The sequence below is a fragment of the Leucobacter chromiisoli genome, from assembly GCF_016522505.1.
GTDB classification, from domain to species: Bacteria; Actinomycetota; Actinomycetes; order Actinomycetales; family Microbacteriaceae; genus Leucobacter; species Leucobacter chromiisoli.
The window spans coordinates 95,739-108,644 of the sequence record NZ_JAEHOH010000009.1; the positions used below are offsets into that span (position 1 = coordinate 95,739).

The 12,906-nt window shown below is 70.6% G+C and carries 11 protein-coding genes; 3 read left to right on the forward strand and 8 right to left on the reverse strand.

All coding sequences use genetic code 11. The features are described from left to right. Positions 1–13: 13 nt before the first annotated feature. The 6 genes from JD276_RS07250 to JD276_RS07275 all read right to left on the reverse strand — a co-directional run bounded on the left by JD276_RS07250 (position 14) and on the right by JD276_RS07275 (position 6,383). Positions 14–862: an ABC transporter ATP-binding protein gene (locus JD276_RS07250; RefSeq protein WP_200114979.1), complete on the reverse strand. Its 849-nt coding sequence runs from the start codon at positions 860–862 to the stop codon at positions 14–16. Next, positions 859–1,653, reverse strand: coding sequence for an ABC transporter ATP-binding protein (locus JD276_RS07255; RefSeq protein WP_200114980.1), 795 nt, complete (start codon positions 1,651–1,653; stop codon positions 859–861). Before JD276_RS07255 ends, JD276_RS07250 begins: the two co-directional genes overlap by 4 nt. A 4-nt stretch (positions 1,654–1,657) precedes the next feature. Then, positions 1,658–2,506 (reverse strand): ABC transporter permease, encoded by an 849-nt coding sequence (locus JD276_RS07260; protein ID WP_200114981.1) that lies wholly within the window; start codon positions 2,504–2,506, stop codon positions 1,658–1,660. Beyond that, entirely contained in the window at positions 2,503–3,453 is a 951-nt protein-coding gene (locus tag JD276_RS07265; RefSeq protein ID WP_200114982.1) for an ABC transporter permease, read from the reverse strand. Before JD276_RS07265 ends, JD276_RS07260 begins: the two co-directional genes overlap by 4 nt. 6 nt (positions 3,454–3,459) lie before the next feature. Beyond that, positions 3,460–5,106 (reverse strand): ABC transporter substrate-binding protein, encoded by a 1,647-nt coding sequence (locus JD276_RS07270; RefSeq protein WP_200114983.1) that lies wholly within the window; start codon positions 5,104–5,106, stop codon positions 3,460–3,462. Positions 5,107–5,204: 98 nt separating this feature from the next. Continuing rightward, complete coding sequence (locus JD276_RS07275; protein ID WP_200114984.1) at positions 5,205–6,383, reverse strand: C45 family autoproteolytic acyltransferase/hydrolase; 1,179 nt, start codon at positions 6,381–6,383, stop codon at positions 5,205–5,207. 122 nt (positions 6,384–6,505) lie between these two features. Between JD276_RS07275 and JD276_RS07280 the strand changes: the two genes are divergently transcribed. After that, positions 6,506–7,393, forward strand: a complete 888-nt coding sequence (locus JD276_RS07280; RefSeq protein WP_200114985.1) for a MurR/RpiR family transcriptional regulator — start codon at positions 6,506–6,508, stop codon at positions 7,391–7,393. 24 nt (positions 7,394–7,417) lie between these two features. Here JD276_RS07280 and JD276_RS07285 read toward each other — a convergent pair whose 3' ends face one another. Together JD276_RS07285 and JD276_RS07290 are read right to left on the reverse strand one after the other, a co-directional pair. Beyond that, on the reverse strand, positions 7,418–9,643 hold the full coding sequence (locus JD276_RS07285) for an ATP-dependent Clp protease ATP-binding subunit (RefSeq protein ID WP_200114986.1): 2,226 nt from the start codon (positions 9,641–9,643) through the stop codon (positions 7,418–7,420). A gap of 98 nt (positions 9,644–9,741) precedes the next feature. Further along, positions 9,742–10,413, reverse strand: coding sequence for a TMEM175 family protein (locus JD276_RS07290; protein WP_200114987.1), 672 nt, complete (start codon positions 10,411–10,413; stop codon positions 9,742–9,744). Between the two features lie 123 nt (positions 10,414–10,536). Here JD276_RS07290 and ddaH point away from each other — a divergent pair, with 123 nt between their 5' ends. Both ddaH and JD276_RS07300 read left to right on the forward strand, forming a co-directional pair. Further along, positions 10,537–11,307, forward strand: coding sequence for a dimethylargininase (gene ddaH / locus JD276_RS07295; RefSeq protein ID WP_200114988.1), 771 nt, complete (start codon positions 10,537–10,539; stop codon positions 11,305–11,307). A gap of 169 nt (positions 11,308–11,476) precedes the next feature. Then, positions 11,477–12,862: a M20/M25/M40 family metallo-hydrolase gene (locus tag JD276_RS07300; RefSeq protein ID WP_233615441.1), complete on the forward strand. Its 1,386-nt coding sequence runs from the start codon at positions 11,477–11,479 to the stop codon at positions 12,860–12,862. Positions 12,863–12,906: the final 44 nt, after the last annotated feature.

The window sequence follows — 12,906 nt, forward strand, 5'->3', positions numbered from 1 at the left end:
GAGCCGTGCGCCCTCAGGCCTCAGGCACGACCGACATGCGCTGGGTGAAGGTCATCCGGTCGCGCACCACACGCTCGGGATCCCAGTCGGGGCCGGGCGTCGACGCGACGAGCAGCTGAGAGTAGGGATGCTCGGGCGCTTCGAGGACCCTGCCGGTCGCGCCCTGCTCGACGATCGAGCCGCGGAAGAGCACGATCACCCGCTGGCACAGCTCCTGGACCACGGCGAGGTCGTGGCTCACGAACAGATAGCTCACACCCGAATCGCGCTGGATCTCGGCCAGCAGGTCGAGCACCTGCGCCTGCACCGACACGTCGAGGGCCGACACCGCCTCGTCGAGCACCACGAGCTTCGGCTCGACCGCGAGCGCCCGGGCGATCGCGACCCGCTGCCGCTGGCCGCCGGAGAGCTCGTGCGGTCGAGCGGCGGCTTGGCGCTCCGTGAGGCGCACGCGATCGAGCAGCCGGAGCGCACCGGAGCGCGCTTCGGCCCGCCCGCTCGCTCTCCCGTGCTGCAGCAGTGTGCGCTGCAGCATCTCGCCGACCGCGAGGCGTCGATCCAGCGAACCGTTCGGATCCTGGAACACCATCTGCGCCGCCCGTGCCCGCGCCAGACGCGCGCCGCGTCCCCGCGCGGGCCGCAGCACGTCGGCTCCGTCGATGAGCGCCTCTCCGGAGTCCGCCCGTTCCAGCCCCACGAGGATGCGCGCGATCGTCGACTTGCCCGACCCGGATTCCCCCACGAGCCCGAGCGCCTCGCCGGCCTCGATCGAGAAGCTCGTCCGGTTCACGGCCGTCACGTCCTCGGCGCCCCGGCCCATCTGGAACACGCGGTGCAACTCGGTGACCTCGACGAGACTCATGACTGTGCCCTCCGTTCGAGCGCCGGCGCCGACTCTATGAGCGAGCGCGTGTAGGGGTGCCGCGCCTCGGCGAAGAGGCCCGGACGCCCGAGAGTCTCCACGATCTCCCCCTGCTGCAGCACGTGGATGCGATCGCAGATCGCGCCCGCCAGGTGGAGGTCGTGGGTGATGAAGAGCATTCCGAGGCCGCGCTCTCGGATCTGACGCTGGAAGATCGCGATGATCTCGGCCTGGGTCGTGACGTCGAGCGCGCTGGTCGCCTCGTCGGCCAGCACCAGCTTCGGGTCGGTGCTGAGCGCCGCCGCGATGACGACGCGCTGCAGCATGCCGCCCGACAGTTCGTGCGGGTACTGCCGCATGCGCCGCTCCGGCTGCGTGAGCCCGACCTCGGTGAGGAGGGCGAGGATCCGCTCGTCGGCGTCTCTCCGGCGCTTGCCGTGCACGCGCACGAGGCGCTCGGCGAGGGAGTCCCCGATGCGGCGGACCGGGTTGAGCGCGGCTCGGGGATCTTGCTGCACGAGCGCGACGGATTCGGCGCGCAGCCGGCGGCACGTCGCCGCGTCGGCGCCCACCATCTCGGTGCCGTCGACGCGGATGCTGCCGGTGATCTCGGCCTCGTCGCCGTAGAGCCGAAGCGCTGCGCGCACCGAGGTCGACTTTCCGGAGCCCGATTCGCCGACGAGCCCGACCAGCTCCCCGGCGGCGACGTGCAGGTCGATGCCCTTGAGGATGTGGGCCGGCTCGTCGCCTCCGACGAAGCTCAGGTGCAGTTCGTTGATGTCCAGGAGCATCGGTTCATCCTCTCGCTAGCAGCCGGTCGGCGACGCGGACCCCGACGATGTTGACCGCGATCACCACGAGCGCGATCGCAGCGCCGGGCACCAGCGTCGGCAGGAACTGGCCCTGCACGATGCCGGCCTGCCCCTCCTGCACCATGAGGCCCCACTCCGAACTCGGGGGCTGTGCGCCGAACCCCAGGAAGCTCAGGGTCGCGAGGCTCATGAGCGCCTCCCCGAACAGCACGACGAGATAGCCGACGAGCGGGGGCAGCAGGTTGGGCACGACGCCCCTGAGGCAGATCGCGAGCCCGCCCATGCCCTGCACGCGGTAGGCGTCGATGTAGGGGCGCGCCATCTCGCTGAGTGCGAGACTGCGGGTGTACTTCGCGATGACCGGGGCGTAGGCGAGCGCGAGCGCCACCACGGCGGTGATCGGCCCCTTGCCGAACACGGCGATCACGAGCACCACGAACAGCAGCCCCGGGAACGCGAACATGACGTCCGTGATCCTCGCGAGCAGCGTATCGACCCAGCCGCCCCGCCAGGCCGCGAGCACGCCGATGGCGACGCCGAGCGCCGTGGCGAGGGCGAGCAGCAGGACCGGCCCGATGAGCGTCTCGCCGGCCCCGATGAGCAGGCGGGAGAACAGGTCGCGTCCGAGCTGGTCGGTGCCGAGCAGGTGGGCGCCGCTCGGCGCGGACCACACGGCGGCGAAGTCGATCTCGTCGGCTTCGTAAGGCGCCACTACCGAGCCGAGCAGCGCTCCGATCACGACGAGGACGAGGAAGCCGAGGGAGACCCAGTATCCGATCGCGGTTCCGGAGCGGCGTCGCGCGCGCAGGCGCGGGGGAACCAGTGCGGTCATGCGGACACCGCCCTTCGATTGATGCGGGGGTCGAGCATGGGCAGCAGGAGGTCGACCGCCGTCGTGACGACCATGTAGGCGACCACCATGAAGAGCAGCACCGCTTGCACGACCGGGAAGTCATGGGTGTTGATCGCGTCCACGAGCAGCGAGCCGACGCCCGAGATCCCGAACACGGTCTCGACCGCGACGGTGCCGGCGATCATGCTCGCGATCACGAGGGCGACCATCGTGATGATGGGTCCCCACGAGCCGCGCAGCACGTGGTCGCGCACCACGAAGCGCTCGGCGAGACCCGTCGCCCGCGCCGCTTCGACGTGCTCCGAGGAGAACTGCTCGATCATGGATTGACGGGTGACGCGGCTGACGATCGCGAGCGCGGTGATCGCGAGCGTGAACGCGGGCAGGGTGAGCGCGTAGAGCCGGTCGAGCCCTCCGCTGCCCGCCCCCGCGACCGGGAACCAGCCCAGCTGCACCGCGAACAGTGCGACCAGGGCGATGCCGAGTACGAACGATGGAATGCTCGCCGCGAGCGTCGTGCCGCCGACGATGACCGTGTCGGTGGGGCGGCCCCGTCGCACCGCGGCGAGCACGCCGAGTCCGATCCCGAAGACTGCGAGCAGCACCGCGGCGTAGCCGACGAGGGCCAGCGTCACCGGAATGCGCGCCGCGAGGATCTGACTCACCGGCTGGTGGTACTGGAATGAGCGCCCGAAGTCGCCCGTGAGGGCGCCCGAGGCCCAGTGCCAGTACTGGGCGAGCATCGGCTCGTCCAGGTGGTACTGGGCCCGGACGCTCGCGATCCGCTCCGGAGTCATGTTCTCGGGGTTCCCGATCAGGAATGTGACCGGGTCCCCCGGCGCGGCGAACATCGCGGCGAAGATGATGAAGGAGGCGACGATGAGCGTGAGCAGCATGCCGCCGAGCTTCCGGATCGCGTGGGACATGTCGGGCTATCCCTCCGCGGTGCCCAGGTCGGCCGCCCACGGGTAGTAGATGTAGGCGGCGGATGACGGGACGCCCGTGACCTCGTTCGACATCACCAGAGTGGAGGGCGTCGCGACGACGGGGATCCAGACGGCGTTCTCCACCCAGCGGCGCTGCAGCTCGATCGTGATCTCGGCGCGCTCGGCATCGTCGGTGGCGGCGTAGGCCTCGTCGACGAGCGTGTCGTACTCGGGGTCGTCCAGGATGCCGAAGTTCACGCTCGCGTCGGACTTGCCGTTCTTGTAGAAGCCGAGCGGATCGTTCTTCGAGATGTAGTACTCGTCCGGCCAGAGGTCGGCCTGACCGCGCAGGTCGGTGTCCGAGTAGAAGTCGCCGTACTGCGCCTGCGGCACGACGAGGATCTCGGCCTCGAGGCCGACGGACTTCGCCGCGGCGACGAGCGCGTTGGCGATCACGTTGTGGCTCGATGAGCCGTTCGAGGCGACCACGAGCTTCTCGCTCGGAGCCCCGGCCTCCTCCACCAGCGCCTTCGCCTCGGCGAGGTCCTCCTCGCTCGGCTTGGCCGGCGCGCCTTCGAGATCGTCGAAGGCCTGCTCGAAGGCGTCGACCTCGTACCCCCAGGCTCCGGATCCGACCGGCGTCTTCCAGGGCTCGGCGAGGCCGCTGAAGGCCGCGGTCGCGATGCCCTCGCGGTCGAGAGCGAGCGAGAGCGCCTTTCGCAGCCGAACGTCGGTGAGTGCGCCGCGATCCGTGGCCTCGAGCACCCACGCGTTCGTCGAGGGCCCCTGGAACACGGATACGTCTCCGCTGTTCGCGAATGCGACGGCGGCGCCCGCGTTCTCGAGGTAGGAGCCCTGCGCCTCGCCCGCGCTGAGGCTGTTCGCGATGGCCGATTCGTCGGCCCAGCGGAAGGTCACCCGCTCGGCGAGCGCGTCGATGTCGGGGTTCCAGTAGTCGTCGAACTTCGCGATGGTGAGCTGGGAGCCCGGCTCCCACGATTCGATCTGGTAGGGGCCGCTGCACGCGGATGCGGAGCCGGGCCCGCCGAAGGCCTCTCCCTCGGCCTCGATGACGCGCGGGTTCCAGATGATGCCACCGTCGCCGGCCATCGCCTGCAGGAAGATCGCGTCGGGCTGGGTGGTGGTGACGGTGATCTGATCGTCCGCCGTCTGCTCGATCGAGACCACGTTCAGGTACTCGTCCGACTCGGCGGCGCCTTCCGCCGCGTGGCGCTGCATGCTCCAGAGCACGTCCGCGGTGCTCGCGGGGCTGCCGTCGTGGAAGACGGCGTCTTGCCGGATAGTGAAGACGACGTGGGTGTCGTCAGTCCACTCCGCCTCCGACGCGATGCCCTGCCCGAGTGTGAGGTCGGGCTGCACCTGCATCAGGCGGTCGCAGGTGTTCGCGAGCACCGTGTCGTCGGCCGTGGTCGCGTCGATGTCCGCGTCCATCGTGGTCGGCTCGGAGCCGAGCATCCAGGTCACTGATTCGACGGGACCGGCAGCGGCCGGCGTGCTCACGGAGAACGGTGCGTCGAGGGCCGGGTTCGCCTTTCCCTCGCCGCCGCCGCCCGAGCAGCCAGTGAGCGCGAGCGCGGCGACGGTCGCCGTTCCCAGCGCGATCCGCGCCCCGTGTTGCTGTGGTTTCTTCATCGAAAACGCCTCCTTGTCAGCGTATGTGTTCATCAAACTTCGTTGTTTGGCCGATCGCCCGGCGTCCCTGCTGATCGTCGCGGGCGGCGGGCTCGGGATCAGTCCGGTGCCCCCGGGCCGTCGTAGAGGTTCCAGGGCAGTAACTCGTAGTCGGTCTCGCATGGATACCCGGCAGCGATCCGGTACTCGCCGCTCGTGAGGTCGACGCAGCTCGAGAGCAGGGTCGACCACTGCTTGAGAGGCGGCGAGCCGGGGTTGGGGTGCGTGCAGACCCCCTCCGGATAGCCGAGGTGATCGGACATCGCGGCCCGCACGAGCGCGAAGCCCTCTTCGGCGTCTCCGGCCTCCGCTACGCGCGCGAGGCCCGCCCGCACCCGAGGAAGACGCAGCAGGGAGTCGGCGGAGACGGGACGGTAGCGGCCGGCGAGCTGCGGTGGCACCGAGGCCTGGAAGTGGTTGGTGTGGGCGATCATGCCGCGCTCGTCGGGATAGATCCAGTCGACGCCGTGCGGGGTGGTCTCGAGATCGATGCCGAAGCCGCTGCTGTGGGCGAGCAGCGCATTGCTCGCGATGTGCGGGCGGGTCCTCACGAGGGTCTTCAGGGCCGACGCGAGATCGGCGTCGTCGAGCACGAGGCGGCGGATCAGTGTCTGCGGAAGACCGATCTCGTTGCCGAAACTGCCCCCCAGGCCGTTCGCGTTGAGGGCGATCCCCGCCGAGTTCGCGCCGTGGCGACCCACCTGACCCGCCTCGACCTGCATGATCAGGGTCGGGAGCGGATCCTGCACGACTCGCAGTACGAGAGTCGTCTCCGCCGTCAGCGTGCGCCAGTCCCAGTTCTGCCCCACGAGGGTGTGCCCCGTGCCGCTCGCCTCGCCCGTGAGGAAGAAGGAGGTGCAGCCGTCGACCGCGTCGCGCTCCTCCTCCTGCTCGTCGTCGGGCTCGGGAACGGTCGCCGGGCTGGCGGCCTGGTGGTCGTAGACGAACTCGCCCCGCACGTTCAGGGTGAAGATCTCCGAGAACGAGGCGCCCGAACCCTCCGCGATCCCGCGCATCTCGTCGACGAGGTGCGGTGCGAGCTGCTCCGAGATCGGCAGCCACTGCGATACCGAGTCGGTGATGGCGCTCCAGCTCATGCCCGTTTGCAGGCTGAGCGCTTCGGAGTAGTAGTCGATCGCGACGGCGATGAGGTCGCGGGCGCCTTCGCCGTACTGGCGGCCGCGCTCGCGCGGCGAACCGCTCACCTCGAGCACTCGGATGCGCCCTGCATCAGTCATGGAGACCTCCCTGTCTTATCGCGGTCGGGCCGCGATCCGGCTTGCGATCCTCCGCTCGGCGGAGAAAGATGAGTGGAACATCCGTTACGGATATCCACCTTCTAGTACGAGATGATACATCTATGGAACCGTTTGTAACAAGCGATACGGATAATCGTGCGCTCACGAAGCTGCGCGACCGTATCGCCGATCGCTGGAACGAGCTGTCGAAGTCGGAGCGTGCGGTGTGCAGCGTGCTCACCGCCATGTCGGCGGAGCGTCTGCTCTACGCGAGCGCGGCGGAGCTCGGGTCGCAGAGCCGCACCTCCAACGCGACCGCCGTGCGCACGCTGCAGTCTCTCGGGTACTCCGGCCTCTCCGAGCTCAAGCACGAGGTGGCGGCGCCGTTCAGCTCGAGCGTCGCTCCCGACATCAGGCTCCGGCAGCGCCTCGAGCACGTGGGGCAGGACCTCCGGCAGATCCAGCGCGAGGTCTGGGCCGAGGCGGAGGAGCTCGTGCAGCTCGGACGCGGGGCGAACAATGACGAACGCTACTCCGTGGCGGTCAACCTCATCGTTCACGCCGACACCGTCTTCTGCTACGGGTTGGGCGCCTCGGGCATCGCCTCCGAGCACCTTGCGCTGCGCCTGCGGCGCATCGGGGTCTCCACGCGTCGACTCGCGACCGACGGCTTCCGGCTCGCCGACGAGGTCATGAGTCTGGGATCGCGCGACCTGCTCGTGGTGTTCGCGCCCGGTCGCGTGACCCGCGACATCGAAGCGCTGCTCGACCAGGCGCAGCTCGTGGGCGCGAGTGTGCTGCTCATCACCGACGAACTGCACGAACAGCTCGCCCCGCGCGTCACCGCCTCGCTCACCGCGCCCCACACGCCGACCGGTCTCACGGCGGAGGGGCTCGCCGGCATTCTCGTCAGCGACGTGCTGGTGCAGGCGGTGTCCGCCGTCGGTCCCGACACCGCACTGCGCTCGTCGCAGCTGCTCAACGATCTGCGCGCGCGGCTCGGGTACTGACGCCGGAGCCGCGCGCGCTCGCCGCTAGTCGTCGAGCAGCTCGGCCTCGATCACGTCGTCGTCCGAACCGTCCCCGCTCGCGGGCATCGACCCGACGCTCTCCAGTACGAGCCCGTCGCCGTCGGCCGCGACGTCGACCCGCACCGTCGCCCCGTCGTGCACCTCGCCGCCCAGGATCGCCCGGGCGAGGCGGTCGTCGATCTCCTTCTGCATGAGACGGCGCAGCGGCCGGGCCCCGTAGATGGGGTCGTAGCCGCGGGCGGCGAGCCAGGCGCGCGCGTCGGGGGTCACCCCGAGCGTCAGCCGGCGCTCGGCCAGGCGGTGCTGCAGCCGGTCGATCGACAGCCCCACGATCTGCGCGAGATCGTCCTCGGAGAGCGGCCGGAAGATCACCATCTCGTCGAGGCGGTTGATGAACTCGGGCTTGAAGGCGCGCCGCACAGTCTCGCGCACCGCGTCCTCCTTCTCGCCCCACGCCATATCGGGGTCGATCAGGTACTGGCTGCCCAGGTTCGAGGTGAGGATCAGGATCACGTTGCGGAAGTCGACCGTGCGGCCCTGGCCGTCGGTCAGCCGCCCGTCGTCGAGCACCTGCAGCAGCACGTCGAACACCTCGGGGTGCGCCTTCTCGACCTCGTCGAGCAGCACGACCGAGTAGGGGCGCCGGCGAACGGCCTCGGTGAGCTGCCCGCCCTGCTCGTAGCCGACGTAGCCGGGAGGGGCGCCGACCAGGCGGGAGACCGAGTGCTTCTCGCCGTACTCGCTCATGTCGATCCGCACCATGGCGTGCTCGTCGTCGAAGAGGAACTCGGCGAGCGCCTTCGCGAGCTCGGTCTTGCCGACGCCCGTGGGGCCGAGGAACAGGAACGAGCCCGTGGGCCGGTTCGGGTCGGCGATCCCGGCTCGCGTGCGGCGCACCGCGTCCGCGACGGCCGCGACCGCGTCGCCCTGACCGATGAGGCGCTTGCCGAGCTCGCTCTCGAGCGCGAGCAGCTTCTCGGTCTCGCCCTGCAGCAGGCGGCCGACGGGAATGCCCGTCCAGGCGGCGACGACGCCCGCGATGTCCTCGTCGGTGACCTGCTCGTTGACCATGCGCGGCTCGCCGTCCACCTCGCCCGCGAGCTCGGCGTTCTCGGCCTCGGTGAGCTGCTTCTGGATCACGGGGATCTCCCCGTAGAGCAGCTTCGAGGCCTTCTCGAGGCGGCCCTCGCGCTGGGCGACCTCCGCCTCCATGCGCAGCTGGTCGAGCTTCTCACGCAGCTCGCCCACCCGGTTGAGCGAGGAGCGCTCGCGCTCCCACCGCGCCTCGAGCACGCCGAGCTCGGCCTGGCGCTCGGCCAGGTCGGAGCGCAGCTTCGCCAGCCGCTCCTTCGAGGCCTCGTCCTTCTCCTTCTTGAGGGCGAGCTCCTCGAGCTTGAGGCGGTCGACGGAGCGGCGCAGCTCGTCGATCTCGAGGGGCGCCGAGTCGATCTCCATGCGCAGTCGCGAGGCCGCCTCGTCGATCAGGTCGATCGCCTTGTCGGGCAGCTGGCGCGCGGTGATGTAGCGATTGCTCAGCGAAGCGGCGGCGACCAGGGCCGAGTCGGCGATCGTCACCTTGTGGTGCGCCTCGTAGCGCTCCTTGAGGCCGCGCAGGATCGCGATCGTGTCCTCGACGGAGGGCTCGCCCACGTACACCTGCTGGAAGCGGCGCTCGAGCGCGGCATCCTTCTCGATGTACTCGCGGTACTCGTCGAGCGTGGTCGCCCCGATGAGGCGCAGCTCGCCGCGGGCGAGCATCGGCTTGAGCATCTGCGACGCCGCGACGGACGACTCGCCGCCGCCGGCCCCCATGAGCGTGTGCAGCTCGTCGATGAAGGTGATGACCTTGCCGTCGGAGTCCTTGATCTCCTGCAGCACCGCCTTCATGCGCTCCTCGAACTCGCCGCGGTACTTCGCGCCCGCGATGAGCGCCGAGATGTCGAGGGAGATGAGCTCCTTGTCCTTCAGGGACTCGGCCACGTCGCCCGCCACGATGCGCTGGGCGAGCCCCTCGACGACGGCGGTCTTGCCGACGCCCGGCTCGCCGATGAGCACGGGGTTGTTCTTGGTGCGCCGCGTGAGCACCTGGCTCACCCGGCGGATCTCGGAGTCGCGTCCGATGACGGGGTCGAGCTTGCCCGAGCGGGCGACCTCCGTGAGGTTGACGCCGTACTGCTCGAGGGCGCTCTGCTCTTCTTCGCCCTGGGCGGGCTGCCAGTTTGCCTGCATCTGGGTCCCTTCTCGTTCCGCAGACTGCGACCGCCCGGACGGGCCGTCGCAAACTTGAGTGATGATGACTCAAGTTTAGCTCAGCGGGGTCGGCTCCGCTAGGTCGTCGTGCGATCGTGCGGCTGGGAGTTCGCCGAGCGGGTGACGACCCCGTCGCTCCAGCGGCCCATGACCGGGCCGACCACGACGAGCGCGGCCCACGTCAGCCGGCCCCAGTCCGTTCCCGCCAGATAGGCGACGGGGATCGACACCGCGAAGACCGCGACCTGCGCGAGCACGTCGAGGCGCACCGCCCAGCGCGCTGCGTCCGGCACGTCCTCGGCCACCAGGCCGCGCACGCGCGCGATCTCGAACATCGCCGTCTGCGCGAGGATCGCCGCCGCGACGTTCACCGCGTACAGCGCCGTCGGCAGCGGCAGCTCGGAGATCTCGGGGTCGCTGATCCCCTGCGTGGTGAAGGGGAGCAGCACGACGAGCGCCGCGACGACCAGGTTCGCGGCGATGACCGCGCCGTCCATCCCCCGCAGCCGCCCCACGAGCCGCGTGTTCGTCCACCAGAAGAGGGCGATCACCGCGAAGCTGATCACGAACCCGAACAGCTGCGAGCCGAGCCCGTGCGCCAGCAGAGCACCCGGATCCGTCCACGCGTCGGCCGGGGGAGCGTCGACGTTCGCGATCAGCAGGGTGATCGCGAAGCCGTAGACCGCGTCGAAGAACCCGAGCCCGCGATCGAACTCGGCGCGGTCGCGCCCGAAGATCATCCTCGCCATCCCACTCCCTCGTGCGAAACCGCCGGTCCCTCCTCACACCCTAGGCTGCCGTCGGCGTCCGTTCCAGGCCCCGGGCCGGTACGCTGGGAGCGCACCGCCCAGGAATCCGGAGGAGACGCCGCCATGTCCAAGATCGCCCTCGTGCGCCAGCCCAGCTCTCTGCTCGACGACGGCATCGTCGACCACATCGAGAAGGTCGCCGTCGACATCGAGCGCGCTCGCGAGCAGTGGCGCGGATACGTCGCGGCGCTCGAGGGGCACGGCTGGCAGACGATCGAGGTCGACCCCGCCGACGACTGCCCCGACTCGGTCTTCGTCGAGGACACCGTCGTGATGTTCCGCAACGTCGCGGTCATCAGCCGCCCCGGCGCCGACAGCCGCAAGCCGGAGACCGAGGGCACGCGCCGCGCGCTGCAGGCGCTCGGCTGCCCCGTCGCGCAGATCCAGGCGCCGGGCACCCTCGACGGCGGGGATGTGCTCAAGGTGGGCGACACCGTGTACGTGGGTCGCGGCGGCCGCACCAACGCCGAGGGGATCGCGCAACTGCGCCGGATCCTCGCCCCGCTCGGCGGCAGGGTGGTGGCCGTGCCGGTGACCAAGGTGCTGCACCTCAAGACCGCCGTCACCGCGCTGCCCGACGGCACCGTCATCGGCTACCCCGACTTCGTCGACAACCCGGCGATCTTCGACCGCTTCCTCCCCGTCCCCGAGCCGCACGGCACCGCGGTCGTGTGTCTCAGCGATTCGGAGCTGCTGATCTCCGCCTCGGCGCCGCGGACCGCCGAGATGCTGCGGGATCTCGGCTACGCCGTCACCGAGGTCGCGATCTCGGAGTACGAGAAGCTCGAGGGCTGCCCCACCTGCCTCTCGGTGCGGGTGCGGGCCCTCGCGTAGCGCGCCCGCGTCGGGCGAGAGCCTGCAGCGCCCCACGCGGCGCACGGACGCACCGGGACGCGAAGCCCTCGACTGACGGATCGCGCTCCCGCGCTATCGTGGAGGCAGGGTGACGCCGCGCACCCGACGGCTGATGCGCGGCGCGAACGGCCCGAGAAGGAGCGAGGTCTTGGACGAACAGGGGGAGAGCATCCCGGCGCCGGGCGGCGCCGACTCCTGGACGACGGCGGATCCCGAGGCGGGAGCCGGTGCGGCGGTGACGCTGCTGCGGGCGCTGATCCGCGAGGCCTGCGTCAATGACGGGGATCCGGCCTCGGGCCAGGAGATCCGCAACGTCCGGGTGCTGCAGCGCTTCCTCTCCGGCGTTCCCGACGGCGCGCTCGAGATGCAGGTGTTCGAATCGGCCCCGGGTCGCGCGTCGCTGATCGCGCGGGTGCGCGGCACGGATCCCGAGGCTCCGGCGCTGGGCCTGCTCGGGCACCTCGACGTGGTGCCCGTCGACCCCGACGGCTGGAGCCGCGACCCCTTCAGCGGCGAGATCATCGACGGCGAGGTGTGGGGCCGCGGGGCGGTCGACATGCTCTACCTCACGGCGGTGTTCGCCTGCGTGCTGCGCGAGGCGGCGCTCGCCCCCGAGCGGCCGCGCGGCGACCTCGTGCTGCTCGCCGTCGCCGACGAGGAGGCCGGCGGCGAGTACGGCCTGCACTGGCTGCTCCGCGAGCATCCCGGGGCGCTGCGCGTCACCGAGGTGCTCTCGGAATCGGGCGGCATGCGCTTCGGCGACCACGTCGCGATCGGCGTCGCGGAGAAGGGATCGGCCGGCCGTCGCCTGATCGTGCGCGGGGTGCCCGGGCACGCCTCGATCCCCTACGGCGCGCAGAGCGCGGCGGTGCGCCTGGGCGAGGTGATGCAGCGGCTGGCGCTCTTCGAGCCCGCGATCCAGCTGGGCGAGCTGTGGAGCAGATTCGTGTCCGCCCGCGTCTCGGATCCACGGCTCGCCGAGCGGCTGCGCGATCCCGTGCGGCTCGACGCCGCCCTCGGGGAGCTCGGCGGCATCGCGGGATACGCCCACGCGATCTCGCGGGTCACGCTCTCGCCGACGGTGCTGCGCGCGGGCAAGACGCACAACGTGATCCCGGGCAAGGGGCGCATCGACCTCGACATCCGCACGCTGCCCGGCACGACGGACGAGGAGGTCGACGAGCTGCTGCGGCAGATGCTCGGCGAACTCGCGGACCGCGTCGAGATCCGTCACCTGCGCGGCTGGGCGGCCACCTCCTCGCCCACCGACACGCCCCTCTACGCCGCCGTGGAGCGCGCGGTGACGGCGGTCTCAGGCGCACCGGTCGTCCCGAACATGGCGGCGGGCGGTTCCGACGCGCGGCTCTTCAGAGAGCTCGGGATCCCGGCCTACGGTTTCGGCCTGCTCGGCCCGTCCTGGAGCTACGAGCGCTACCGCGAGCACATCCACGGGCACGACGAGCGGATCGACACAGGTTCGGTGGGCCTGGCCCTGGAGGCTCTCCGCAGGATCGTGCGGGACAGGATCGGCTGACGCGGATCGCGGGATGCACGAGCGGGCGGGCGGGAGCGGGCCGC